This is a genomic window from Burkholderia sp. AU31624 (assembly GCF_020420065.1).
Lineage (GTDB): Bacteria > Pseudomonadota > Gammaproteobacteria > Burkholderiales > Burkholderiaceae > Burkholderia.
Genome location: NZ_JAIZRT010000003.1, coordinates 127,600 through 151,801 on the forward strand (window position 1 = coordinate 127,600; position 24,202 = coordinate 151,801).

The 24,202-nt window shown below is 67.2% G+C and carries 22 protein-coding genes; 11 read left to right on the forward strand and 11 right to left on the reverse strand.

Going from position 1 to position 24,202, the window contains the following annotated elements:
* The first annotated feature begins 181 nt into the window (after positions 1–181).
* The gene (locus LGM89_RS10870) at positions 182–637 is read left to right on the forward strand and encodes a VOC family protein (protein ID WP_089426037.1); all 456 of its coding nucleotides are present in this window, start codon (positions 182–184) and stop codon (positions 635–637) included.
* 67 nt (positions 638–704) lie between these two features.
* Here the strand turns inward: LGM89_RS10870 and mctP are convergent, their stop codons facing one another.
* The 3 genes from mctP to LGM89_RS10885 form a co-directional block, all read right to left on the reverse strand.
* Complete coding sequence (gene mctP, locus LGM89_RS10875) at positions 705–2,255, reverse strand: monocarboxylate uptake permease MctP (protein ID WP_226273048.1); 1,551 nt, start codon at positions 2,253–2,255, stop codon at positions 705–707.
* The gene (locus LGM89_RS10880) at positions 2,252–2,494 is read right to left on the reverse strand and encodes a DUF3311 domain-containing protein (RefSeq protein WP_011352801.1); all 243 of its coding nucleotides are present in this window, start codon (positions 2,492–2,494) and stop codon (positions 2,252–2,254) included. Before LGM89_RS10880 ends, mctP begins: the two co-directional genes overlap by 4 nt.
* Positions 2,495–2,692: 198 nt before the next feature.
* Positions 2,693–3,610: a spermidine synthase gene (locus LGM89_RS10885; protein WP_089473331.1), complete on the reverse strand. Its 918-nt coding sequence runs from the start codon at positions 3,608–3,610 to the stop codon at positions 2,693–2,695.
* Between the two features lie 169 nt (positions 3,611–3,779).
* Between LGM89_RS10885 and LGM89_RS10890 the strand changes: the two genes are divergently transcribed.
* Complete coding sequence (locus LGM89_RS10890; RefSeq protein ID WP_226207095.1) at positions 3,780–4,058, forward strand: YlcI/YnfO family protein; 279 nt, start codon at positions 3,780–3,782, stop codon at positions 4,056–4,058.
* A gap of 41 nt (positions 4,059–4,099) precedes the next feature.
* Complete coding sequence (locus LGM89_RS10895) at positions 4,100–4,354, forward strand: hypothetical protein (protein WP_226273049.1); 255 nt, start codon at positions 4,100–4,102, stop codon at positions 4,352–4,354.
* A gap of 19 nt (positions 4,355–4,373) precedes the next feature.
* On the opposite strand, the gene LGM89_RS10900 is transcribed toward LGM89_RS10895, so the two are convergent.
* From LGM89_RS10900 to LGM89_RS10915, 4 genes are all read right to left on the reverse strand, one after another.
* Positions 4,374–4,850 (reverse strand): DNA-deoxyinosine glycosylase, encoded by a 477-nt coding sequence (locus tag LGM89_RS10900; protein WP_089431546.1) that lies wholly within the window; start codon positions 4,848–4,850, stop codon positions 4,374–4,376.
* Complete coding sequence (locus LGM89_RS10905) at positions 4,850–5,446, reverse strand: chorismate--pyruvate lyase family protein (RefSeq protein WP_226273050.1); 597 nt, start codon at positions 5,444–5,446, stop codon at positions 4,850–4,852. Before LGM89_RS10905 ends, LGM89_RS10900 begins: the two co-directional genes overlap by 1 nt.
* A gap of 8 nt (positions 5,447–5,454) precedes the next feature.
* Positions 5,455–7,353: a molecular chaperone HtpG gene (gene htpG / locus LGM89_RS10910; RefSeq protein ID WP_089495382.1), complete on the reverse strand. Its 1,899-nt coding sequence runs from the start codon at positions 7,351–7,353 to the stop codon at positions 5,455–5,457.
* A 158-nt stretch (positions 7,354–7,511) separates the two neighbouring features.
* Complete coding sequence (locus LGM89_RS10915) at positions 7,512–8,972, reverse strand: PLP-dependent aminotransferase family protein (protein ID WP_089495383.1); 1,461 nt, start codon at positions 8,970–8,972, stop codon at positions 7,512–7,514.
* 230 nt (positions 8,973–9,202) lie between these two features.
* On the opposite strand from LGM89_RS10915, the gene LGM89_RS10920 reads away from it, so the two are divergent.
* The 7 genes from LGM89_RS10920 (at position 9,203) to LGM89_RS10950 (ending at position 17,547) form a co-directional block, all read left to right on the forward strand.
* Entirely contained in the window at positions 9,203–9,895 is a 693-nt protein-coding gene (locus LGM89_RS10920) for a VOC family protein (protein ID WP_089495384.1), read from the forward strand.
* A 55-nt stretch (positions 9,896–9,950) separates the two neighbouring features.
* A complete protein-coding gene (locus LGM89_RS10925) occupies positions 9,951–10,859 on the forward strand; it encodes a DMT family transporter (protein WP_226273051.1) in 909 nt (302 codons plus the stop codon).
* A gap of 151 nt (positions 10,860–11,010) precedes the next feature.
* Positions 11,011–12,192, forward strand: a complete 1,182-nt coding sequence (locus LGM89_RS10930) for a PLP-dependent aminotransferase family protein (RefSeq protein WP_047852437.1) — start codon at positions 11,011–11,013, stop codon at positions 12,190–12,192.
* Between the two features lie 43 nt (positions 12,193–12,235).
* A complete protein-coding gene (locus LGM89_RS10935; protein WP_011352811.1) occupies positions 12,236–12,694 on the forward strand; it encodes a RidA family protein in 459 nt (152 codons plus the stop codon).
* A 13-nt stretch (positions 12,695–12,707) separates the two neighbouring features.
* Entirely contained in the window at positions 12,708–13,589 is an 882-nt protein-coding gene (locus LGM89_RS10940; protein WP_226273052.1) for a PhzF family phenazine biosynthesis protein, read from the forward strand.
* Positions 13,590–13,808: 219 nt separating this feature from the next.
* Positions 13,809–16,148, forward strand: coding sequence for an EAL domain-containing protein (locus LGM89_RS10945; protein ID WP_226207099.1), 2,340 nt, complete (start codon positions 13,809–13,811; stop codon positions 16,146–16,148).
* Between the two features lie 190 nt (positions 16,149–16,338).
* Positions 16,339–17,547 (forward strand): chromate transporter, encoded by a 1,209-nt coding sequence (locus tag LGM89_RS10950; protein ID WP_089495389.1) that lies wholly within the window; start codon positions 16,339–16,341, stop codon positions 17,545–17,547.
* Between the two features lie 57 nt (positions 17,548–17,604).
* Here the strand turns inward: LGM89_RS10950 and LGM89_RS10955 are convergent, their stop codons facing one another.
* A complete protein-coding gene (locus LGM89_RS10955; protein WP_071334964.1) occupies positions 17,605–18,051 on the reverse strand; it encodes a multidrug/biocide efflux PACE transporter in 447 nt (148 codons plus the stop codon).
* A 113-nt stretch (positions 18,052–18,164) separates the two neighbouring features.
* On the opposite strand from LGM89_RS10955, the gene LGM89_RS10960 reads away from it, so the two are divergent.
* Positions 18,165–19,049, forward strand: coding sequence for a LysR family transcriptional regulator (locus LGM89_RS10960; RefSeq protein ID WP_039370345.1), 885 nt, complete (start codon positions 18,165–18,167; stop codon positions 19,047–19,049).
* 53 nt (positions 19,050–19,102) lie between these two features.
* Here the strand turns inward: LGM89_RS10960 and LGM89_RS10965 are convergent, their stop codons facing one another.
* The 3 genes from LGM89_RS10965 to parE form a co-directional block, all read right to left on the reverse strand.
* The gene (locus tag LGM89_RS10965) at positions 19,103–19,561 is read right to left on the reverse strand and encodes a CopD family protein (RefSeq protein WP_039370342.1); all 459 of its coding nucleotides are present in this window, start codon (positions 19,559–19,561) and stop codon (positions 19,103–19,105) included.
* Positions 19,562–19,810: 249 nt separating this feature from the next.
* Positions 19,811–22,132 carry a DNA topoisomerase IV subunit A gene (gene parC / locus LGM89_RS10970; RefSeq protein ID WP_089495392.1) on the reverse strand — a complete coding sequence of 774 codons (2,322 nt, stop codon included), beginning with the start codon at positions 22,130–22,132 and terminating at the stop codon, positions 19,811–19,813.
* 69 nt (positions 22,133–22,201) lie between these two features.
* Positions 22,202–24,184: a DNA topoisomerase IV subunit B gene (gene parE, locus LGM89_RS10975; protein ID WP_089426056.1), complete on the reverse strand. Its 1,983-nt coding sequence runs from the start codon at positions 24,182–24,184 to the stop codon at positions 22,202–22,204.
* Positions 24,185–24,202 lie beyond the last annotated feature (18 nt).

Here is a 24,202-nt window from a genome sequence, read left to right on the forward strand (position 1 = left end):
CACGGCCGCGAACGTCATGTTCGCGGCCGTTTTTATTTTCATTCCATCGTCAAGCACGCGCACTACAATCCACGTCACGGGTGCGTCGGCCGCTTCCCGAGGCCCCCTTTCCCAGTCAGTCTTGTACGACGCCGAACCCGCGCGGAAGCGCAGGCCGGTCCCCTCAATACAGGAGACAACGATGCAAGTCCAACCGTACCTGACGTTCTACGGTCGCGCCGACGAAGCCCTTCAGTTCTACGAAAAGGCACTCGGGGCGAAGACGATGTTCAAGATGCACTTCAAGGACGCGCCGCCGAATCCCGACTATCCGATGACGCCGGAGATGGCCGACAAGGTGATGCACGCGAGCTTCACGATCGGCGAGTCGATGATCATGTGCTCGGACGGCGACTGCAGCCAGCCCGGCGGCGGCGTGCACGCCGGCTATTCGCTGTCGCTGAACCCGGCGACGGTCGAGGAAGGCCAGAAGCTGTTCAATGCGCTCGCCGACGGCGGCGAAGTGACGATGCCGTTCGGCAAGACGTTCTGGGCGCTCGGCTTCGGGATGGCGAAGGATCGTTTCGGCGTGCACTGGATGGTCAACGTCGAAGACCTGTCGCAGCGCGAGAACCTCGCGGAGCGCGCGCAGGGATAACGCGAAAAACAAAGCCCGCCACCTTGCCGGTGGCGGGCTTTTTCATTGCGTGGCCGTGCAGGCGGCGTCAGCCTTCCACCACGTCGAGATAATCCTCCGGCCGCGTGCGATCCTCCGCATGCGCCATGCCCATCACGCGCACCAGCACGCTCACCACCACCGCCACCACCAGGTTCACGACCAGCGACCACACGGCTGCGTAGCCGGGAATCGCGAGACCGAACAGGTGGATCGTGAAGATCGATCCGGCCAGCTTCAGCGAGATCGCCATCCACGTGCCGCATACGATGCCGGCCGCCCAGCCGGCCAGCAGGCCGCGATGGTCGAGCACGCGCGTGTACAGGCCGAGCACGATCGCCGGCAGCGTCTGGATGATCCAGATCCCGCCGAGCAGCTGCAGCTGGATCGCGTAGGTCAGCGGCAGCCCGAGGATGAACGCGACGGCGCCGACCTTCACGATCAGCGACACGAGCTTCGCGACGTGCGTTTCCTGCTCGTGCGACATGTTGCGGTTCACGAACTCGCGGTGAATGTTGCGCGTGTACAGGTTCGCGGCCGCGATCGACATGATGGCCGCCGGCACCAGCGCGCCGATGCCGATCGCCGCGAACGCGACGCCGACGAACCACGACGGGAAATACTGAAGGAACAGCGCGGGCACCGCGAAGTTCGGGCCGAACGCCTTGAAGTACGGCGCGTACTGCGGCATGTCCTTCACGCCCGATGCGAGCGCCATGTAGCCGAGCAGCGCGAGCAGGCCGAGCACGAACGAATACGCGGGCAGCATCGCCATGTTGCGACGGATCGAGTTGCCGGACGACGACGACAGGATCGCCGTCACCGAGTGCGGATACAGGAACAGCGCGAGCGCCGAGCCGATCGCGAGCGTCGCGTACGCGCTGTAGCCGTTCAGGCTCATCGCGTCGGGCGCCTTCAGCAGCAGCTTCGCGGGCGGCACGCTCGCGAAGATGTGCCCGAAGCCGCCGAGCTTCGCGGGGATCACGATGACCGCCGCGGCGATCGTGATGTAGATCAGGATGTCCTTGACGATCGCGATCATCGCGGGCGCGCGCAGGCCCGACGTGTACGTGTACGCGGCGAGGATCGCGAACGCGATGATCAGCGGCAGGTCGCCGACGAAGCCGGTCGTGTCGAAGCCGAGCGCGCCGATCACCACCTCGATGCCGACGAGCTGCAGCGCGATGTACGGCATCGTCGCGACGATGCCCGTCACAGCGATCGCGAGCGCGAGCATCCGGCTGCCGTAGCGCGCGTTGACGAAGTCGGCGGACGTCACGTAGCCGTGCCGCTTCGCGATGCTCCACAGCTTAGGAAACACGACGAACGCGAACGGATAGATCAGGATCGTGTAGGGCAGCGCGAAGAAGCCCATCGCGCCCGCGCCGAACACGAGCGCGGGCACCGCGACGAACGTGTAGGCCGTGTAGAGGTCGCCGCCGAGCAGGAACCATGTGACGATCGTGCCGAAGCGGCGGCCGCCGAGGCCCCATTCGTCGAGATGGGCGAGATCGCCGCGCCGCCAGTTCGCGGCCAGGAAACCGATGATCGTGACGCCGATGAACAGCAGCACGAAGACGAAGGTTGCGCCGAGATTCATCGCGCACCTCCCTGCGGGCCGCTCGCCTTCCACGCGTTCTTGGTCTTGAAGTACACGAACGCGGTGATCACCGCGCTAATGAAGACCCAAAGCAGCTGGTACCAGTAGAAAAACGGAAAACCCAACCATTGCGGTTCGATCTTGCTGTACGACGGTACCCAGACCATCGCAATCAGCGGCAGTACCAGCAGCCAGAGCCAGCGCTTGGCGGCCCGGTTGGCGTCGGCATCGTGAGCCATGACGTCTCCTCATCTTTCCCGGTTATCGATCTTGTTGAGCGGGTACGGCGCCGAGAGGAGCGCAAAACGGGTAGGCTGCGGCTCCCCTGGCTTCGCGCCAGTATAGGAGCCGCTCGCACGCGGTCAAGCAGGGGCGAACCCGAGGTGATCCGCCCCTTGACGCGTGGTTGCACCGGCATGCCGCCGGTGCATGAAGCGTCAGATCGCGAACGCAGTGTCGCGTGCGCCGGTCGTTTCTTTCAAGGCTTTCACCCACTTGCGCGCGGGCAGCTTCAGCGTGTCCTCGATCAGCTTCGCGCGTTCGTCGAGCTGCGCGAACGACACGTCGAGCGCGGGGCCCGAGAACGCGATCGCGATCCGGTTGCCGTCATGCACTTCCGGCAGCGCGATCACGCGGTGATCGAACGCCGCGTTCAGGTGCTTCATGTTGCGCACGAAGCTCGGATGATCGCCGAACAGGTTGATCGTCGCGATGCCCGCATCGGCGAGGCAGCCGCGCACCGCGCGGTAGAAGGCGACGCTGTCGAGCACGGGGCCGCGCGCGGTCGCGTCGTACAGGTCGATCTGGATCGCGCCCGTCGTGCCGCGGTTGGCCGGGTCGTTGACGAAATCCCAGGCGTCGGCTTCGTGCACGGCGAGACGCGCATCGTCGGGCGGCAGCGCGAACATCGTGCGTGCGGCGACGATCACGGCCGGGTTCAGCTCGACGGCCTCGACCTTCGCGTGCGACAGGAAGCGGTGCGAGAACTTGGTCAGCGCGCCGGTGCCGAGCCCGAGCTGGACGATCCGCTCGGGCGTTTCGAGGAACAGCAGCCACGCCATCATCTGCTGCGCGTATTCGAGTTCGATATGCAGCGGCTTCGAGATCCGCATCGCGCCCTGCACCCATTCGGTACCGAAGTGCAGGAAGCGCACGCCGCCCTCTTCCGAGAACGTGACGGGCGCGAAGCGCGGCTTGCGCGGCGCTTCGAGCACGGGCACGTCGTCGTGCTCGTCGATGTCCGGGCGGCGCTTCAATCGCGGCGGCTGGAGTTTTTCGGAGCCGTTGTACGCGGACGGCTTGCTGCGCTTGGACGCGCGCGCCTCGGCGGACGCGCGCTTGATCAGTCGGGTCATGTGTGAATCTCGCTGGGTGAAGCTGGTTTTAGCGGACGAGAGGATAGCATTGGCGGGACGATAGTCGCTGTCGGAAACGATCCACCACTGCGTACCGTTGGCCTGTCACGTGCACAATCGCTGCGCGTGGACGACAATGCATTGAAATCGTGTTTGTGGAAGTCGCCCGATGAAGACCACCGTTTGTCAGCCCATCCCCATCGAACCCGAACTGCTCGCCGTTGCCGAACGCGTCCTGCGTGGCGGCGAAACGCTGTCGAGCTTCGTCGAGCAATCAATCCGCGACGGCATCGCGTATCGCCGGCTTCAAAGCGCGTTCATCGCACGCGGCATTGCATCGCGCGACGAGGCGCGACGCACGGGCGAGTACGTTTCGTCATCCGACGCGCTCGCACGGCTGGAACGCCTGCTCGATACGATGAGTGCCCGCCAGCGACACGCTCGCTAACAAAAAGTCAGCGTAACAATCATCAGACAACGAGGAGCCACATGGCCTCGCACCACAAGACGATCTGGTTTCCGGCGAAACGCTACGGCTGGGGATGGGGGTTGCCGGTCGCGTGGCAAGGCTGGGTCGTCCTGCTGCTCTTCATGATCGGGATCGTGGCGGTTGCGACGCACGTGTCGCCCGCCCAATCACCGCTGGCGTTCGCGGCATGCATCGTGGGGCTGGTGGCCGCGCTCACGATCGTGTGCTGGCTGAAAGGCGAAAAGCCGACATGGCGCTGGGGCAAGGACGAATAAGCGACGATCCGTCCATTCGTCAGGCACGAATCCCGTGCCACTGCGCAAGCTTCTGCTCGAACGTCAGCATCGCATTCGCCGGGCTCGACGAAGGCAGCACGAGCGTGTCGTACCCCGCCGCGCCGATCACCTCCGCAAACCGCCCCGCCGTCTTGCCGTTGAAACACACGCGCTTGAGCAACGGCGCATGCTCGCGCAACGACGCGAAATCGTTCGGCTTCGCATGCCGGATCGCCGAATCGAGGCTGCCCTCGCGATGGCACGCGGCCAAGACATCCCAGATCCCGATCCCGTGCGACAGCACACGCTCGAGCCGCGCGTCGTACGCGAACTCGTGCAGCCCGTGCTCGCCGAGCACCGTGCCGAGCAGCCGCCAGAACTGGTTGCGCGGATGCGCGTAGTACTGCGCGGCATCGAGCGACGCCTCGCCCGGAAAACTGCCGAGGATCATCGTGTGCGTATTCGCAGCGACCACCGGCGGAAACCCGCGCAACATCACGCGCCTCCGCCTGGCCCGCCCGAGCGCGGCCCGTCGCCGTGCGCATCGAGATGGCGCCACAGCGCCGGCAGCATGCACTCGGTGACCATCAACGGCTTGCCGTGACGCTGGAACACCGAGCGCCGCGCGGCGAACGAATGCGGCGCACGCGCGCCGCCAAGCGCATGGGTGGCCAGCGCATACAACGGATGGCCGGCGATCACGCGCCGGCTGACGAGCGCCGAACGCTCGACCTGCGGATCGCTGTACAGCAGCTCCGCCAGCGGCCGCGTGCGCAGCCGCCGCATCGCCTGCCACACACCCTTGCTGGCCGCGAGCGGCGCGATGCTGTGCGCGGCGACGAACGGCATGCCGTCGACCGACAGGATCACCTCGCGCACCCACATCGGCGCGCGCGGCGCACTGGCGAGCGCGTCCGGCTCGTCGAACCACGGACAGTCGACGGCCTCGCGCGTCACGCGCACGTTCACGCGGCCGAGCCGCGCGAGGTGCGCGGTCAGCGATCCGCCGCGCGTCAACCAGTCACGCTGATCGAGCGTGCAGCCAGGCCGCGGCGTCTCGCGCCAGCCGGCCTGACCGCCGTCGAATCGCATCCGCGCGTTCACGCGGCGCGCGACAGCAGCAGCGCGTTGGTCCGCTTCACGAAGCTTGCCGGATCGTCGAGCATGCCGCCTTCGGCGAGCAGCGCCTGGTCGAACAGCAGATGGCACCAGTCGCCGAAATCGGCGCTGTCGGCATTCAGCTGCTTCACGAGCGCGTGCTCCGGGTTGATCTCGAGGATCGGCTGCATCGCCGGCGCGTTCTGGCCGGCCGCCTTCAGCATGCGCTGCAGGTAGCCGCTCATGTCGTTGTCGTCCGCGACGAGGCACGACGGCGAATCGGTCAGACGGAACGTGACGCGAACTTCCTTCACCTTGTCGCCGAGCGCTTCCTTCATCTTCTCGACGACCGGCTTGATCGCCTCGCCCGCCTGCTCCTGCGCCTTCTTCTCCTCGTCGTTCAGCTCGCCGAGATCGAGATCGCCGCGGGCCACGCTCGCGAGCGGCTTGCCGTCGAATTCGTGCAGGAACGACAGCATCCATTCGTCGACGCGGTCGGTCAGCAGCAGCACCTCGACGCCCTTCTTGCGGAACACTTCCAGATGCGGGCTATTCTTCGCGGCCTGCCACGTATCGGCGGTCACGTAGTAGATCTTGCTCTGCTCGGGCTTCATGCGCGACACGTAGTCGGCGAGCGACACGTCCTGCGCGTCGGTGTCGCCGTGCGTCGACGCGAAGCGCAGCAGCTTCGCGATGCGCTCGCGGTTCGCGTGATCCTCGCCGAGGCCTTCCTTCAGCACCTGGCCGAACGCGCTCCAGAACGTCTTGTACTTCTCCTTGCCGGCATCCTCTTCCGCGTTCGCGAGCTCTTCGAGCATCGACAGCGCGCGCTTCGTCACGCCTTCGCGGATCGCCTTCACGTCGCGGCTTTCCTGCAGGATTTCACGCGACACGTTCAGCGGCAGGTCGGCCGAGTCGACGACGCCCTTCACGAAGCGCAGGTACTGCGGCAGCAGCTGCTCGGCGTCGTCCATGATGAACACGCGCTTCACGTACAGCTTCAGGCCGCCGCGGTAATCGCGGTTCCACAGGTCGAACGGCGCGTGCGACGGCACGAACAGCAGTTGCGTGTACTCGCTGCGGCCCTCGACGCGGTTATGCGTCCACGTGAGCGGATCCTGGTGGTCGTGCGCGATGTGCTGGTAGAACTGCGTGTACTGCTCGTCGGTGACGTCGCTCTTCGACCGCGTCCACAGCGCGCTCGCCTGGTTGACGGTCTCGTCCTCGTCCTTCAGGACCATCTCGCCCTTTTCCTGATCCCATTCTTCCTTCTGCATCAGGATCGGCAGCGCGATGTGGTCGGAATACTTCTGGATGATCGACTTCAGCCGGTGCGACGACAGCAGGTCGTCCTCGCCTTCGCGCAGGTGCAGCGTGATCGTCGTGCCGCGCTGCGCGCGCTCGATCGCGTCGATCGTGAAATCGCCCTCGCCCGCGCTTTCCCAGCGCACGGCTTCGCTCGCCGGCAGGCCCGCGCGGCGCGTTTCAACCGTGATCTTGTCGGCGACGATGAAGCCCGAGTAGAAACCGACGCCGAACTGGCCGATCAGCGCCGCATCCTTCTGCTGGTCGCCGGACAGCTTCGTGAAGAACTCCTTGGTGCCCGAACGCGCGATCGTGCCGAGGTTCGCGATCGCTTCGTCGCGGCTCATGCCGATGCCGTTGTCGTCGATCGTGATCGTGCGCGCGGCCTTGTCGTAGCCGATGCGGATGCGCAGGTTCGGATCGTTCTCGTACAGCGCGTTGTCCGCGAGCCCTTCGAAACGCAGCTTGTCGGCCGCGTCGGACGCGTTCGACACCAGTTCGCGCAGGAAGATTTCCTTGTTGCTGTAGAGCGAATGGATCATCAGGTGGAGGAGTTGCTTGACCTCTGCCTGAAAGCTCATCGTTTCATGTGCCATGGATGCTGTTTCCTCTTACTTGAACTTGAATGGGGTGCCGCGAGCGCCCGGCGCGCGATGCCGGCCGGCCCGTGAAAGACGACCGCCCGGCGCTAGCGGTTTGCGCGCGTATCTGGAGGCGGCACGCCCGATTTCAAGGGCGGGCGTGCCGCGCCGCGTCACGATGCGCGGCGCACGGCGGAATCGATATAGCGTGACAGCAGCGCCGGCAACGCGGGATCGCCGCAGTTCGCGACGTTGAAGCGCATCCACGTGGACGGTGATTGCTGCGGCGAGAACAGGCTGCCCGGCGTCAGCAAAAAACCGGCCTCGTGCGCGACCGCCGCGAGCGCGTCCGAATCGACGCCCGTGTCGGCCCACAGGAACATCCCGGCCGCCGGCATCGTGAACAGGCCGAGCCCCGTGCGCTCGAGCATCCGCGCGGTCTTGTCGCGCACGCCGTCGAGCCGCGCGCGCAGCCGCTCGACGTGGCGCCGGTAATGCCCTTCGGTCAGGATCTTGTACAGCACGCGCTCGTTGAGCTCGGGCGTCGTCATCCCCACCAGCATCTTCTGGTCGGTGAGCGCCTTCGCGATCTCCGGCGCGCACGCGACATAGCCGACCCGCAGGTTCGCCGCGAGCGTCTTCGAATAGCTGCCGAGGTAGATCACGCGCTTCAACTGGTCGAGGCTCGCGAGGCGCGTGGCCGGATAGCTCGGCGGGCACAGGTCGCCGTACACGTCGTCCTCGACGACGAGGAAGTCGTATGCCTCCGCGAGCTTCAGGATCCGGAACGCCTGCGCGGCCGACAGCGACGTGCCGGTCGGGTTCTGGAGCACCGAATTGATCACGAGCATCTTCGGCCGCCACATCTGGACGAGCGTTTCGAGCGCGTCGAGATCGGGGCCGTCCGGCGTGTACGGCATCCCGACGAGCTGCGCGCCCTGCGCCGCGAAGCGCCCGAACATCTGGAACCAGGCCGGATCGCCGACGATCACCGCATCGCCGGGCTTCACGTAGATCCGCGCGATCAGGTCGATCGCCTGCGTGATCCCCGACACCAGCACGATCTGTTCGGGCTTCGCGCCGATCTCCACTTCGGCGAGGCGCGTCTGCAGTTGCTGGCGCAGCGGCAGGAAGCCCTGCGCGGTGCCGAAGCCGAGCATCTGCGCGCCGGACTGCCGCCCGAGCGCGCGCAGCGCGCCGGTGATCAGTTCGCCGTCGAGCCAGCGGCCCGGCAGATAGCCGAGACCCGGCCCCTTTTCCGGGCTGACGGTATGCAGCATGTTGCGCAGCAGCCAGACGACGTCGATCGTGTTGTGCACCGGCGCGGCCTCGGCCACGCGTGCGACGCCGTCGGCCGGCTGCGGGCCGGCGGCCGTGCGCTCGCGCACGTAGAAGCCCGAGCCGCGCCGCGAGTCGAGGTAACCCTGTGCGACGAGACGCTCGTACGCCTCGACGACGGTGAAGCGCGACACGCTCTTGTCGAGCGCGAGCTTGCGGATCGACGGCATCCGCATGCCGGGCCGGAACACGCGTTCGTCGATGCGCCGTCGCGCCCACTGGACAAGCTGGTCGACGAGCGTGAGCGTGGCCGTGTCGTGCGGCACGGGAATCTGGGCGAGTGGGACGGTGGACATGGGCGGCAGCTCCAACTGTACCGAAGGCTATCGCGCCGATTGTACCGTTACTGTGCCGGTAGCGACGATTACAGTTGACCGGAATGGCGACCGTGCGGCCACCGTTCCGGCCCCGCCGCACCTGGCACCGCGCCTACCGGCCCGCATCGCGGCCGGTATGCCGGCCGGTCCGGCCACCGCCCGGCGCATCGCCTGCCCACCATGACACTTTCGCTTTCCGACCGACGTTCATGCCAGCCCGCTCCCTGACACTCGACCATCTCGTGATCGCCGCGCGCACGCTCGACGAAGGCGTCCGCCACGTCGCCGACGCGCTCGGCATCGAACCTGCCGGCGGCGGCCGCCACCCGCTGATGCGGACCCACAATGCGCTGTTCGGCGTGTGGGGCGGGCTCTACCTCGAAGTGATCGCGATCGATCCCGATGCGCCTGCACCGAACGCCGGCGCCGAACCGCCGCACGCGCGGCTGTTCGGGCTCGACGATCCGGCCATGCACGCGCGGCTTGCGCAAGGCCCGTTTCTCGCGCACTGGGTCGCGCGGGTCGATCGTCCGCGCCAGCTCGCGCTGTGGCAGAGCCAGTACCCGGCGCGCATCCCGCCGGTCGTCGCGATGCGGCGCGGCGACCTGAGCTGGGGCCTCACCGTGCCCGACGACGGCGCGTTCCCCGCATGGCAAGGCGCGGGCGACGGCCTCCTGCCTTCGCTGATCCAGTGGGACAGCGCGCGCCACCCGGCCGAATCGCTGCCGGGCGACGGCATCGCGCTGAAGGCGCTCAAGGGCGCCCACCCGCGCGCGGACGCGCTCCGCGAACAGCTCGACTGGCTCGGCGCCGCCCACCTGCTCGACCTCGAAACCATCGACGGCCCGCCCGCGCTGGTCGCCGAATTCGACACGCCGCAGGGCGCACGCACGCTGCGCTGAGCGCCACGCCGCCCCCGACTACATCTAATACCGGCAACACGGAGACACCCACTTCATGAATTCGCGCGAAACCCGGGGCATGCTGCTCGGCCTCATCGGCGTGATGATCTTCAGCCTGACGCTGCCGATGACGCGGATCGTCGTCTCCGAACTCCATCCGCTGCTCAACGGGCTCGGCCGCGCGCTCGCCGCCGCGGTGCCGGCCGGCCTGCTGCTGTGGTGGCGCCGCGAGCCGCTGCCGACCCGCGCGCAGCTGAAAAGCCTCGCGACCACGTCGCTCGGCGTGATCATCGCGTACCCGGTGTTCTCCGCATGGGCGATGAAAACCGTACCGGCTTCGCACGGCGCGGTGGTCAACGGCCTGCAGCCGCTGTTCGTCGCGCTGTATGCGGCCTGGCTGTCGCACGAGCGGCCGTCGAAGGCGTTCTGGGCCAGCGCGGTGGCCGGCAGCGCGCTCGTGATCGCGTTCGCGCTGCGCGACGGCGGCGGCACGGTGCAGGCCGGCGACGCGCTGATGCTCGTCGCGGTCGGCATCGGTGCGCTCGGTTATGCGGAAGGCGCGCGGCTCGCGCGCCAGATCGGCGGCTGGCAGGTGATCTGCTGGGCGCTCGTCGTGTCCGCGCCGTTCCTCGTGCTGCCGGTCGGCTGGCTCGCGTGGACGCAGCATGCCGCGCATCCGGGCCCGCTCGCGCTGCGCACGTGGCTCGCGTTCGGCTACGTGACCCTCTTTTCGCAATTCATCGGCTTTTTCGCGTGGTACGCGGGGCTCGCGATGGGCGGCATCGCGCGCGTCGGCCAGGTGCAACTGCTGCAGATTTTCTTCACGATTGCCCTTTCCGCGCTGCTGTTCGGCGAAACGGTGACGCCGTCGACGTGGCTGTTCGCGGCCGCGGTGATCGCCACCGTGGTGCTCGGGCGCCGCTCGGCGGTCGCCACCGCCGCGCAACCGGCTCGCGCCGGCTGAACAGCTGCGCCATAATGGACGTTTTGCCTGATCGGTTTGCCCACCCGGCCGCGAAGGCTCGATCGCGCTCGTGCCTGCCCACCCGGCGGCGTCGACGCGATTTGCCCGAACGACCTTTCTTGACTGACCACGATATCCGAACGAGGAGACTATGAATCCGAGCGACCTGCATCCGCCGCACTGGCAGCTTTCCGAACGCGCACGCAAGCTGACGAGCTCTGCCATCCGCGAAATCCTGAAGGTCACGGAACGCCCCGAGGTCATCTCGTTCGCCGGCGGCCTGCCCGCCCCTGCCACGTTCCCGGCCGAGCGCATGCGCGCGGCGGCCGATCGCGTGCTGCGCGACGCGCCGGCCGCCGCGCTCCAGTACAGCGCGACCGAAGGCTACCTGCCGCTGCGCGAATGGATCGCCGAGCGCTACAGCGTGCGCGTGTCGCAGGTGCTGATCACGACCGGCTCGCAGCAGGCGCTCGACCTGCTCGGCAAGGCGCTCGTCGATCCGGGCAGCCCGATCCTCGTCGAAACCCCGACCTACCTCGGCGCGCTGCAGTCGTTCTCGCTGTACGAGCCGCGCTACGTGCAGGTGCCGACCGACGAGCAGGGCCTGCTGCCGGACGGCCTCACGCCCGAACTCACGCAAGGCGCGCGCCTCTTGTACGCGCAGCCGAACTTCCAGAACCCGACCGGCCGCCGCCTGCCCGTCGAGCGCCGCCGCGCGCTTGCCGCGTTCGCACAGTCGAGCCCGTTCCCGGTGCTGGAAGACGATCCGTACGGCGCGCTGAACTACCGCGGCGAGCCGCTGCCGACGATGCTGTCGATGGCGCCCGATCACATCGTGCACCTCGGCACGTTCTCGAAGGTGCTCGCACCGGGCCTGCGGATCGGCTACATCATTGCGCCCGAGGAACTCCACTTCAAGCTCGTGCAGGCCAAGCAGGCCACCGACCTGCACACGCCGACGCTCACGCAGCGCATCGCGCACGAAGTGATCAAGGACGGTTTCCTCGACGAGCACATCCCGACGATCCGCGAGCTGTACAGCGCGCAGTGCGACGCGATGCTCGGCGCACTCGAGCGCCACATGCCGGAAGGCGTCACGTGGAACCGCCCGGAAGGCGGGATGTTCATCTGGGTGAACCTGCCGGCGCAGATCGACAGCATGAAGCTGCTCGCCACGGCCGTCGACAACCACGTCGCGTTCGTGCCGGGCGCGCCGTTCTTCGCGGACAACGCGCAGCAGAACACGCTGCGGCTGTCGTTCGTGACGGTGCCGCCCGAGAAGATCGAGGAAGGCGTCGCGCGCCTCGGCAAGCTGCTGCGCGAACGTCTCTGATCCCCTTTTTTCCTGTCACGACTCTCTACGAGGAATCAAATCCATGGCTAACGTCTACGACAAGCTGAAGTCGCTCGGCATCGAGCTCCCGACCGCCGGCGCACCGGCCGCCGCCTACGTGATGAGCGCGCAAACCGGCAACACGGTGTTCCTGTCGGGCCACATCGCGAAGAAGGACGGCAAGGTCTGGGCCGGCAAGCTCGGCGCGGATCTGCAGACGGAAGACGGCAAGGCCGCCGCCCGCTCGATCGCGATCGACCTGCTCGCGACGCTGCACGCGCACACCGGCGACCTGAACAAGGTCACGCGCATCGTCAAGCTGATGAGCCTCGTCAACTCGACGCTCGACTTCACCGAACAGCACGTCGTGACGAACGGCGCGTCGGAACTGATCGCCGAAGTGTTCGGCGACGCCGGCAAGCACGCGCGCTCGGCATTCGGCGTCGCGCAGATCCCGCTCGGCGCGTGCGTCGAGATCGAGCTGATCGCCGAAGTTGCGTAACGAACGCAGCACGATGCGTGGCCGTCTCGTCCGTTTCAAGCAGGTCGACGTGTTCACGTCGGTGCCGTTCAAGGGCAACGCGCTCGCCGTGGTGTTCGACGCCGATTCGCTCGGCGACGACGACATGCTGGCAATCGCCCGCTGGACGAACCTGTCGGAAACGACGTTCCTCTGCACGCCGACCGATCCGGAAGCCGACTACCGCGTCCGGATCTTCACGACGGAGGGCGAACTGCCGTTCGCCGGCCACCCGACGCTGGGCACCGCGCATGCCTTCCTGGAAAGCGGCGCGCGGCCGCGCACGCCGGGCCGGCTGATCCAGCAGTGCGGGGTCGGCCGGGTCGCGCTGCGCGAGCAGGCCGACGGCTGGGCGTTCGCCGCGCCGCCGGCACGCGTCACGCCGCTCGACCGCTCGGACTACGCGGCGCTGGCTGCCGCGTTGCGCAGCGACGCGCTCGACCTGGATGCCGAGCCGTGCGCGGTCGACAACGGCGCGCCATGGCTGGTCGTGCGGCTGAAGTCGGCCGATGCCTGCATCGGCCTGACGCCCGATCCGGCCGCGCTGGCGGCGCTCACGCACCGCTACGGCACGGACGGCGTCGCCGTCTACGCGCCGCACGCGGAAGGCGGCCCCGCGACGTTCGAAATCCGCTGCCTGATGACGGGCGGCAATTTCGGCTTCGGCGAGGATCCCGTCACCGGCAGCGCGAACGCCGCGCTCGCCGGGCTGCTGACGCGGCAGGGACGCCGCCCCGGTCAGTCGTATACGGCCCGCCAGGGTACGGCGATCGGCCGCGACGGCCGCGTCTTCGTCAGCTATGACGAAGACGGCACCACCTGGATCGGCGGCCAGGTCGTCACCGTCGTCGACGGCACTTTCCTGTCACCCGCCTGACATTTCGCGATGTGCGATGGCGCCGGCCCGTCCGGCGCCCCCTACGATTCGCCCAACTATCGCAAAAACGTTCCAACCAGTAATATCGGGCCTAATCCGTTGTTTCGGAGGTCTGTCCATGGTTGCGTGTCCCGCGAACGAACAGACGTCGGGACAACCCCGACCAATAATCAGCCATCCAGACGGATGGCGCACGCGAGCAGGACGCCACCCGCTTCGATGAGCTCCGCCCGGTCCAACCATACGCCGCCGACCCGGCCGCTACGCGCGCCGCGCAAATCGCGCCGGCGTGCGCTATTTGCGATCCCGCTGCTCGGGATGCTGGCGCTCGCGCTGCTGTGGGCCGTGATCATCGCGCGTCTGTCGGTGGAAAAGGACAGCGCGTACAAGGAAGCAGCGGCTTCCGCGGCGATCCTGTCCTCCGCGCTCGAGCAGCATACGGTCAAGGCGATCCACCAGGTCGACCAGATCACCCGCTTCGTCAAGTTCGAATTCGAGAAGTCGCCCGCCCGCTTCAACCTCGCCAGCGCCGTCGAGAAAGGCGTCGTGCCGAGCGACACGCTGATCCAGGTGTCGCTCGTCAACGCGAAGGGCATCCTGTTCGCGAACACGGCCGAGCTGCATCCGCAGCCGATCAACCTGTCCGACCGCGAGCACTTCAAGGTCCACCTCGCGCACAACGACGACCGCCTGTTCATCAGCAAGCCCGTACTCGGCCGCGTGTCGAGCCACTGGACGCTGCAGATGACACGGCGCCTGAACAACCCGGACGGCAGCTTCGCGGGCATCGTCGTCGTGTCGGAAGACCCGAGCTACTTCACCAACGACTTCTACAACAACGCGGCGATCGGCAAGGAAGGCGTGATCGCGGTGGTGTCGGATACCGGCGCGGTGCTCGCGCGGCGCACGGGCTCGGTCAGCAACGCGCCCGGCGCGTTTTCCGCGTCGGGTGTTTACCCGATCGCCGAGCGCGTGACGGGCACGATCATCGACCCGATCGACGGCGTGACGCGCATCGTGTCGTACCGCCACCTCGACGGCTACCCGCTCGCGGTGATGGTCGGGCTGTCGCAAACCGAGGAATTCGCGGACTACTACCACACACGCAACGTCTACCTGCTGATGACGAGCTTCATCACGCTCGCGATGCTCGCGTTCTTCGGCGTCGCGACGGGCCTGATCGGCAAGCTGCTCGGCCGTGAGCGCGAAATGACGCAGCTCGCCGAGTACGACCTGCTCACCGGCCTCGCGAACCGCTATGCGACGCTGCGCGGGTTGCGCAACGACGTGTCGATGCCGGCGAGCCTGTCGCGGCTCGGGCTGCTGTTCATCGATCTCGACAACTTCAAGACCGTCAACGACACGCTCGGCCACAACGCCGGCGACATCGTGCTGCAGATGACCGCGTCGCGCCTGTCCGATGCGGTCGGCGACGAAGGCTCGCTCGCGCGCATCGGCGGCGACGAATTCGTCGTGGTGATGAAGGGCGACGACGTGGAGCGGCGCGCGGTGCGGCTCGCGGAAGCGATCATCCGGATGTTCGGCGAACCGTTCGACGTGCGCGGCAGCTCGTTCGTGCTGCATGCGAGCATCGGCATCGCGCTGCACACGGTGGCGAACGAGAGCGAGATCGACCTGCTGAAGAAGGCCGATCTCGCGATGTACAGCGCGAAGGACGCCGGCAAGAACTGCTACCAGTTCTATGCGCCGCACCTGTCGCACCGCGCCGACCACCTGATGCGCTGGGAGCAGCAACTGCGCGTCGCGCTCGCCGAGGGGCAGCTGTTCCTCGCGTACCAGCCGAAGATCGACCTCACGCACCGCCACATCACCGGTTTCGAGGCGCTCGCGCGCTGGGATCATCCGGAGCACGGCGTCATCTCCGCGAACGAATTCATTTCGATCGCCGAATCGACCGGCCTGATCGTGCCGATCGGCGACTTCGTGATCCGCACCGCCTGCGAGCAGATCGCGCGCTGGCGCGACGACGGCCACGACACGTTGACGCTCGCGGTCAACATCTCGCCGGTGCAGTTCTGGCGCGGCGACCTGATCGAGACGATCTCGCAGGCGCTACAGGACACCGGCATCGACGCGAACCGGCTCGAGATCGAGATCACCGAGACCGCGATGATGGAATATCCGGAGCTCGTGTCCGAGAAGATCGTCGCGCTGAAGAAGCTCGGCATCCGAATCGCGCTCGACGATTTCGGTACCGGCTATTCGTCGCTGTCGTACCTGCACCGCTTCTCCGTCGACACGCTGAAGGTCGACCGCTCGTTCGTGCAGGCGATTCCGAACGATCGCAGCGTGTGCGTGATGGTGTCGTCGATCGTGCATCTCGCGCGCTCGCTCGGCCTGACCGTCGTCGTCGAAGGCACGGAAACCGAGGAGCAGATCACGTGGCTCGCCGCGCTCGGCGAGATCGAGGCGCAAGGCTTCCTGTTCTCGCGACCGGTGCCGGCCGACGCGATTCCCGCGCTGATCGCACGCTTCGGCGTGCGCGGCGACGCGCCGAACGTGATCGCGCATCGCGCGACCGGCAGCACGGGCGCGTAAGCGCACCGCGGCGCGCGTTGCGCGCGCCGTCACTGTTTCGTTTTCCGATCCGATTGTTTAGTTCGTGAACTAGCGTTTTCGCGCATGGCAGTGTCACGGTGCGCGGCGGACAATTGGGAGGGCCAACGTGTCGGCGGGCCGCCGGCATGGCCACACGCGAGAGATCGGGCCCCGCGCTCACACCACCAACATGACTACCGTCGAAATCGAAGCGACCGCTGATATCGAACAGGCGCAGGCTTCCCTGTGGGACCTGTTCAAGGTCGTCGCGAGCATTTCGGCGGTCTCGTGGGGCGGGCTGTCGATGATGGCGCAGCTCGAACGCCACTACGTGGAGCGGCTGAAGCGCATCGAGCCCAACGTATTCGGCGACCTCGTCGCGCTGGCCTGGCTGGTGCCGGGCCCCGTCGGCTGCAACGTGGCGGTGCAGGTCGGCCAGATCCTGCACGGCCGCATCGGCGCGTGGATCGCCGGCATCGCGAGCGTGCTGCCGTTTTCCATCCTGATGACGCTGTTCGCGATCTTCTATCGCACGCCACTCGTGCGCTCGCTCGCCGCGCCGATGCTGATCAATCACTTCGGGATGGTGCTCGCCGCGCTGATCGGCGTCACGTGGGTCAAGCAGCTGCGCTCGCTCGCGCGCACACGGCGCGAGCAACTGATCGCCGCGCTGTCGACGATTCTGCTCGGTTTCGCACATAATCCGGCCGCCTTCGTCGGGATTCTCTTCGCCGCATTCGCGGCCGGCTGGCTCACGGGGCCGCCGCAACGCGACGCGGTCGATTTCAGGTTGTCGACCCGCGACCGCAACCTGCTCGTGCTGCTCGGCGTGCTCGTCACGCTGTTCGCGGTGCCGCTGCCCGGCGATTACCAGGCGACGTTGCTGTGGCCGCGTCTCGCCGGTGCCGGCATGACGCTGTTCGGCGGCGGCTTTTCCGCGCTGCCCGTGCTCAAGACGCTGTTCGTCACGCCCGCGACGGGCATCTCCGATCACGACTTCACGCTGGCGTTCGCGCTGTCCCCAGTCGCGCCGGGGCCGTTGCTGAACGTCGTCCCGTTTCTCGGCTACCTGACCGACGGCTGGGTCGGCGCGCTGCTCGCGACGGCCGCGCTGTTCATTCCGTCGGGATGCCTCGTCGTGTTTGCGCAGAACCACCTGTCCCGGCTCAAGCGCCATTCGCGCTTCGAGCACGGAATGCGCCTGCTGCGTGCGGCGACCACGGGTTTTCTCGTCGTCGCCGTCGTGAGGATCCTGTACCGCGAACCCGTCGACCCCGTTTACTGGCTGACGGGCGCCTTCGCGACGCTGTGCTTCGCGCGCTTCAAGGTGCCCGTCTATGCCGTGTACGGCACGGTCGCAGTGGCTTGCGGCGTGTGGCTGCTGGCCGCCGCGCGCTGACGGGCGGCGACCACCGCCCCGCCGGGTTCTACCGGCATTCGCCCGTCCAGCCCGTCCTCAACCTGCCTGCACCGCGACCCGGCGTGCCATCCAGCGGGCGCGCAGCGCGTCGTAAGCGAGGTTGAAGCAGAACGTGTAAGGCAGGAAGAACAGCACGATGCCGAGGTCGAGCAACAGCGCCTCGACGAGGCTCACGTTCAGCCACCACGCGGCGACCGGCACCACCATCGCGACGAGGCCGAGCTCGAACGTGACCGCATGCGCGATCCGCATGCCGAGCGTGCGGGTCAGCCCCGCGCGCCGCTCGAAGCGGTCGAACAGCGTATTGAACGCCATGTTCCACGCCATCGCGATCAGCGACACCATCACCGTCAGCACGCCGACGTGCGACACCGGCATGTCGAGCAGCCACGCGCCGATCGGCGCGCACAGCGCGATCGCGACCAGCTCGAACGTCAGTGCATGCAGCAGCCGTTCCGTTACCGTTTTGTTGACCTGTTTCATGATTCCCTCCGATTCGTCTACTTCGTTCATGGCCGCCATTTTGATCGGCGTAACCGTATGATTCCAGTTTGATATCATCGGTTTCACCGATATATCGCCACCAGGAGCGCCGCATGCGCCACGCCCCCGAAGCCCTGCTCGCCTTCGCCGAAGCCGCGTTGCTCGGCTCGTTCACGGCCGCCGCGCGCAAGCTCGGCAAGCGCCAGTCGACCGTGTCGGAGGCGATCGCGAACCTCGAGATCGATCTCGGCGTGCAATTGTTCGACCGCTCGACGCGGGCGCCGACCCTGACCGATGCCGGGCGCGCGCTGCTGCCGCAAGTCCAGCGCGCGCTCGAAGCCGGCGCGGCGATCGACCGCACGGCCGCGCGGCTCGCGCGTGGCGAGGAAGCGCGGCTGACACTCGTCGTGTCCGATACGTACCAGTCGAAGCGCTACGAGGAAACGTTGATGGCGCTCGAACGGCGCTTCCCGGCGCTCGAGCTCGAATGCCAGATCGCCGAGCACGAAGACGTGCTCGACCTGATCCAGCAGGGGCGCGCGCAGCTCGGGCTGATGGCCGCGCGCGCGGCCTACCCGGCCGATATCGGCGCGGCGACGATTGCGGAGGAATCGGAAATCGGGCTGTTCGTCGGCCGCACGCACGCGCTCGCCGAATACGGCGACGCCGACGTGCCGCACGCCGCGCTGCGCGACGTGCGCGAACTGCGCCTCAATACCTATGTGAAAACGGAAGGCCGCGGCGCCGACGACCGGATCGTCGTCGGCACGCAGCACTGGCTGGCGCCGAGCTACCTGATGCTGCTGGAGATGGCCGTGCTGGGGTTCGGCTGGGCCGAACTGCCGCGCTGGATGGTCGACCACTTCGCGCGCGATCGCCTGTGCGAACTGCGTGCGCGCGGCTGGCCGCGCCGTGTACGGGTCGATGCGGTCTGGTCGCGCAACCGGCCGCTCGGCCCGGTCGGCTCATGGCTGCTCGATGCGATGCTGGCCGCGTAGCGGCGCTTGCCGGCGCACCCGCGGCTGCGCGCGGGCCGGCCGGCTGCGGTCAATCAGAAACCGCGCGACAACACCGCCGCGCCGATCGTGACGACGCCGAGCACGAGGTTCACGAGCACGAGCAGGCGCACCGTATTCACCGCGCGCGCGCCGTCCGGCCACTTCTGCGCCTGCACCGCACGACGGATGCGCGGGAACAGCGCGAACCGGATATGCCCGAAGATCAGCATCATCACGACGCCGAGCCCGGCCATCGCGTGCAGCGACCACGTCGCGTGCGCGCCGCCGAATTCCACCAACAGGAAGCCGCCGGTCAGCAGGATCACGATCACGGAACCCGAGACCCAGTTGAAGAAGCGGCCGAACACGCCTTCGATCAGCGGCAACCGAAGCTGCGGCGACAGGTCGGACAGCGCCGGACGCAGGCAGAAGTTGGCGAAGACCATCCCGCCCACCCACACGGCGACGGCCAGCAGATGAAGAAACAGCGCGACGGAGACAGCATGGGACATGACGGCAATCCTGTGAGGAGTGGGATGCGGCGAACGGCCGCGTCGCACGCGGCATCGAGCGACATTCGACCGGATTGTCGCCGAGCGGTTCAGACCCCAGGCGCGATTTCACATTATTTTGCAAGTTCCGCGTGACAGCGCCACGCTTGCTTACCCGAATCCCCCTCCAAAAGAAAAGGCCGCACGTCCGCCGAAGCGGAGGTGCGGCCTTCGATCGCGGCTGAACCGGGCGACCGAACGTGCGCAGCGTCAGCCGAGCAGCGGACGCAGTTCGCTGACGACCTTGAGCTTCGTGTCCGGCGCGCGGCCCTTGCGGGCGCGCTTGCCGACGTGCGGCGCCAGCCCTGCATACGACAGCGTCTCGTCCATCGCCTTGCCGCCGCGGCCGGTGCCGATCAGCACGACGCCGGCCGGATCGATCGCGAGCGCCTGCACGAGCGTTTCCTTGTCGTCGAGCGCCATCAGGATCACGCCGCGACCACCGCCGGACAGCGTCTTCATCTCGTCCATCCCGAACACGAGCAGGCGGCCGCCGCTCGACAGGCACGCGACCTGCGTCGCGTTCGGCAGCACCGGCATCGGCGCGAGCGGCACCGCGCCCGCATCGATCGTCATGAACGCCTTGCCGGCCTTCACGCGGCTCACCATGTCGCCGACCTTCGCGAGGAAGCCGAAGCCGTTGCTCGACGCGAGCAGCAGTTGCTGGTCGGCCGGCGCCGCGTAGTAGTGCATCAGGTGCGAGCCCGATTCGAGCTCGATCAGCGACGTGACGGGCACGCCGTCGCCGCGCCCGCCCGGCAGGATCGACACGTCCACCGAGTACACGCGGCCGCTGCTGCCCCATGCGATCAGGCGATCCGGCGTGCGGCACTGGAACGCCGCGTACAGATGGTCGCCGGCCTTGAACGAGAAGCTGGCCGGGTCGAGCCCGTGGCCCTTCAGCGCACGCACCCAGCCCTTCTGCGACACGACCACCGTGACCGGCTCGTCGACCACCTTCGCCTCGAACGTCGCGCGCTTCTCCTGCTGGATCAGCGTGCGGCGATCGTCGCCGTACTGCTTCGCGTCGGCCTCGATCTCCTTGATCATCAGCCGCTTCATCGCGCTTTCGTTCGCGAGCAGTTCCTCGAGCTTCGCCTTCTCGTCGCGCAGCGCTTCGAGTTCCTTCTCGATCTTGATCTTCTCGAGCCGCGCGAGCTGGCGCAGCCGGATTTCGAGAATATCTTCCGCCTGCCGTTCGCTGAGCCCGAACGCGCTCATCAGCGCGGCCTTCGGCTCGTCCGACTCGCGGATGATGCGGATCACCTCGTCGATGTTCAGGAAGACGATCATCCGCCCTTCGAGGATGTGGATGCGGTCGTCGACCTTCGCGAGACGATGACGGCACCGGCGCGTCATCGTCAGCTGGCGGAACTTCACCCACTCGTCGAGGATCGTCAGCAGGCCCTTCTGGCCCGGCCGGCCGTCGGCGCCGATCATCACGAGGTTCAGCGTCGCGTTCGACTCGAGGCTCGTGTACGCGAGCAGCGTGTTCACGAATTCCGTCTGGTCGATCGTGCGCGACTTCGGCTCGAACACGAGCCGCACCGCCGCTTCCTTGCCCGACTCGTCGCGCACCGCGTCGAGCAGGTCGAGCATCGCCTTCTTCGTGTTGAGCTGCTCGGGCGTCAGCGTCTTCTTGCCGAGCTTGAGCTTCGGGTTCGTCAGCTCCTCGATTTCCTCGAGCACCTTCTGGCCCGACGTGCTCGGCGGCAGCTCGGTCACGACGAGCTGCCACTGGCCGCGTGCGAGATCCTCGATCTTCCAGCGCGCACGCACCTTCAGGCTGCCGCGGCCGGTTTCATAGGCCGCCGCGATTTCGGTGTCGCTCGAGATGATTTGCCCGCCGCCCGGGAAATCCGGGCCGGGAATCAGGTTCATCAGCTCCGCGTGCGAGAGCTTCGGATTGCGGATCAGCGCGACCGCCGCGCCCGCGACTTCGCGCAGGTTGTGCGACGGGATTTCGGTCGCGAGACCGACCGCGATGCCCGACGCACCGTTCAGCAGCACGAACGGCATGCGGCTCGGCAGCGTCTTCGGCTCCTCGAACGAGCCGTCGTAGTTCGGCATGAAGTCGACCGTGCCCTGGTCGATCTCGTCGAGCAGCAGCTTCGCGATCGGCGTGAGGCGAGCTTCGGTGTATCGCATCGCCGCCGCGCCGTCGCCGTCGCGCGAGCCGAAGTTGCCCTGCCCGTCGATCAGCGGGTAGCGCAGCGAGAAATCCTGCGCGAGACGCACCAGTGCGTCGTATGCCGACTGGTCGCCGTGCGGGTGGTATTTACCGAGCACGTCGCCGACCACGCGCGCCGACTTCACCGGCTTCGCGTCCGGGCCGAGGCCCATTTCGTTCATCGCGTAGAGAATCCGGCGCTGCACCGGCTTCTGGCCGTCGCACACGTCGGGCAGCGCGCGGCTCTTCACGACGCTGACCGCGTAGCTGAGATACGCCTGCTCCGCGTAGTTGCCGAGCGTCAGCGCGTCGGCGTCCGGTGCATCGGAGCTGGCGAAGAGATCGGAAGTGTTGTCGTCCATCTGAATTCCGTATTCGTAAGTGGCGTGAGGCCGGGCCGGGCGTCAATCCCGGCCGCGCAGGTGTTCGGCTTAGATGTCGGCTTCGACGTCGTTGCCCTTTTCCTCGAGCCAGCCGCGCCGCGCGGCTGCCTCGCCCTTGCCCATCAGCATCGTCATGCGTGCGACGGTCGCCTCGTAGTCGAGCTCGCCGAGCTTCACCGGCATCAGGCGGCGCGTATCGGGGTTCATCGTCGTATCCCACAGCTGCTCGGCGCTCATTTCGCCGAGACCCTTGAAGCGGCTGATGCTCCATTGCGTCTCGCGCACGCCGTCCTTGCGCAGCTTGTCGAGGATCGCCTCGAGTTCGCCTTCGTCGAGTGCATAAAGCTTCTGCGCGGCCTTCTTGCCGCGCGCGGGTGCGTCGACGCGGAACAGCGGCGGGCGCGCGACGCACACATGGCCGCGCTCGATCAGTTGCGGGAAATGCTTGAAGAACAGCGTGAGCAGCAGCACCTGGATGTGCGAACCGTCGACGTCCGCGTCCGACAGGATGCAGATCTTGCCGTAGCGCAGGTTCGACAGGTCGACGCTTTCATCCGGGCTGTGCGGATCGACGCCGATCGCGACCGAGATGTCGTGCACCTCGTTGTTCGCGAACAGGCGGTCGCGCTCGGTTTCCCACGTGTTCAGCACCTTGCCGCGCAGCGGCAGGATCGCCTGGTATTCCTTGTCGCGGCCCATCTTCGCGGAGCCGCCTGCCGAGTCGCCCTCGACCAGGAACAGCTCGTTGCGCGCGATATCTTCCGTCTCGCAATCGGTCAGCTTGCCGGGCAGCACCGCGACGCCCGAGCTCTTGCGCTTCTCGACCTTCTGGCCCGCGCGCGTACGCGCCTGCGCCTGCTTGATCACGAGTTCGGCGAGCTTCTTGCCGTGCTCGACGTGCTGGTTCAGCCACAGCTCCAGCGCCGGACGCGAGAACGACGACACGAGCTTCACCGCGTCGCGGCTGTTCAGGCGTTCCTTGATCTGCCCCTGGAATTGCGGATCGAGCACCTTCGCGGACAGCACGAACGACACGCGCGCGAACACGTCTTCCGCGAGCAGCTTCACGCCCTTCGGCTGCAGGTTGTGCAGTTCGACGAAGCTTTTCACTGCCTGGTAGAGACCGTCGCGCAGGCCGGATTCGTGCGTGCCGCCGGCCGGCGTCGGGATCAGGTTCACGTACGACTCGCGCACGAGCGAGCCTTCCTCGCTCCATGCGACGACCCACGACGCGCCCTCGCCTTCGGCGAAGGTGTCGTCGCCAGAGCGCGAATCGGCAAAGCGCTCGCCTTCGAACAGCGGGATCAGCAGCTCGCTGCCGTTCATTTCGTCGAGCAGGTAGCCGCGCAGGCCGTCTTCATACTTCCACGTCTGGCGCTCGCCCGACTTCTCGTTGACGAGCACGACCTCGACGCCCGGCAGCAGCACGGCCTTCGAGCGCAGCAGGCGCTGCAGTTCGCCAAGCGGCAGGTTCGGCGAATCGAAATACTTCGGATTCGGCCACACCTGCACGCGCGTGCCGGATTTCTTCTCGCCGCGGCCCGCGCCCTGCGTCGCGAGCGGTTTCACCACGTCGCCTTCGGCGAAGCCGAGTTCCGCGATCTTGCCGTCGCGCCAGACCGTCACGTCGAGGCGCGTGGCCAGCGCGTTCGTCACCGACACGCCGACGCCGTGCAGGCCGCCCGAAAACGTGTAGGCGCCGCCCGCGGCCTTGTCGAACTTGCCGCCCGCGTGCAGGCGCGTGAATACGATCTCGACGACCGGCACGCCCTCTTCAGGGTGCATGCCGAACGGGATGCCGCGGCCGTCGTCCTCGACCGATACCGACTGGTCGGCGTGCAGCGTGACCGTGATCTGCTTGCCGTAGCCGCCAAGCGCCTCGTCGGACGCGTTGTCGATGACTTCCTGGATGATGTGCAGCGGATTCTCGGTACGGGTGTACATGCCGGGCCGCTGCTTGACCGGCTCGAGACCCTTGAGCACCTTGATCGATGCTTCGCTATAGGCCGCGCTGGGTTTCTTCGTTGACATAGGCGCTGAATTTCGTCA

Coding starts and splice junctions, on each gene's coding strand:
- LGM89_RS10960 (WP_039370345.1), top strand. CDS start 18,165: ATGCGCCACGCCCCCGAAGCCCTGCTCGCCTTCGCCGAAGCCGCGTTG.
- parC (WP_089495392.1), bottom strand. CDS start 22,132: ATGGACGACAACACTTCCGATCTCTTCGCCAGCTCCGATGCACCGGAC.
- parE (WP_089426056.1), bottom strand. CDS start 24,184: ATGTCAACGAAGAAACCCAGCGCGGCCTATAGCGAAGCATCGATCAAG.
- LGM89_RS10930 (WP_047852437.1), top strand. CDS start 11,011: ATGAATCCGAGCGACCTGCATCCGCCGCACTGGCAGCTTTCCGAACGC.
- LGM89_RS10885 (WP_089473331.1), bottom strand. CDS start 3,610: ATGACCCGACTGATCAAGCGCGCGTCCGCCGAGGCGCGCGCGTCCAAG.
- LGM89_RS10915 (WP_089495383.1), bottom strand. CDS start 8,972: ATGTCCACCGTCCCACTCGCCCAGATTCCCGTGCCGCACGACACGGCC.
- LGM89_RS10955 (WP_071334964.1), bottom strand. CDS start 18,051: ATGAAACAGGTCAACAAAACGGTAACGGAACGGCTGCTGCATGCACTG.
- LGM89_RS10950 (WP_089495389.1), top strand. CDS start 16,339: ATGACTACCGTCGAAATCGAAGCGACCGCTGATATCGAACAGGCGCAG.
- LGM89_RS10935 (WP_011352811.1), top strand. CDS start 12,236: ATGGCTAACGTCTACGACAAGCTGAAGTCGCTCGGCATCGAGCTCCCG.
- LGM89_RS10940 (WP_226273052.1), top strand. CDS start 12,708: ATGCGTGGCCGTCTCGTCCGTTTCAAGCAGGTCGACGTGTTCACGTCG.
- LGM89_RS10890 (WP_226207095.1), top strand. CDS start 3,780: ATGAAGACCACCGTTTGTCAGCCCATCCCCATCGAACCCGAACTGCTC.
- LGM89_RS10870 (WP_089426037.1), top strand. CDS start 182: ATGCAAGTCCAACCGTACCTGACGTTCTACGGTCGCGCCGACGAAGCC.
- LGM89_RS10880 (WP_011352801.1), bottom strand. CDS start 2,494: ATGGCTCACGATGCCGACGCCAACCGGGCCGCCAAGCGCTGGCTCTGG.
- LGM89_RS10895 (WP_226273049.1), top strand. CDS start 4,100: ATGGCCTCGCACCACAAGACGATCTGGTTTCCGGCGAAACGCTACGGC.
- LGM89_RS10900 (WP_089431546.1), bottom strand. CDS start 4,850: ATGTTGCGCGGGTTTCCGCCGGTGGTCGCTGCGAATACGCACACGATG.
- mctP (WP_226273048.1), bottom strand. CDS start 2,255: ATGAATCTCGGCGCAACCTTCGTCTTCGTGCTGCTGTTCATCGGCGTC.
- LGM89_RS10905 (WP_226273050.1), bottom strand. CDS start 5,446: ATGCGATTCGACGGCGGTCAGGCCGGCTGGCGCGAGACGCCGCGGCCT.
- LGM89_RS10920 (WP_089495384.1), top strand. CDS start 9,203: ATGCCAGCCCGCTCCCTGACACTCGACCATCTCGTGATCGCCGCGCGC.
- LGM89_RS10945 (WP_226207099.1), top strand. CDS start 13,809: ATGAGCTCCGCCCGGTCCAACCATACGCCGCCGACCCGGCCGCTACGC.
- htpG (WP_089495382.1), bottom strand. CDS start 7,353: ATGGCACATGAAACGATGAGCTTTCAGGCAGAGGTCAAGCAACTCCTC.
- LGM89_RS10965 (WP_039370342.1), bottom strand. CDS start 19,561: ATGTCCCATGCTGTCTCCGTCGCGCTGTTTCTTCATCTGCTGGCCGTC.
- LGM89_RS10925 (WP_226273051.1), top strand. CDS start 9,951: ATGAATTCGCGCGAAACCCGGGGCATGCTGCTCGGCCTCATCGGCGTG.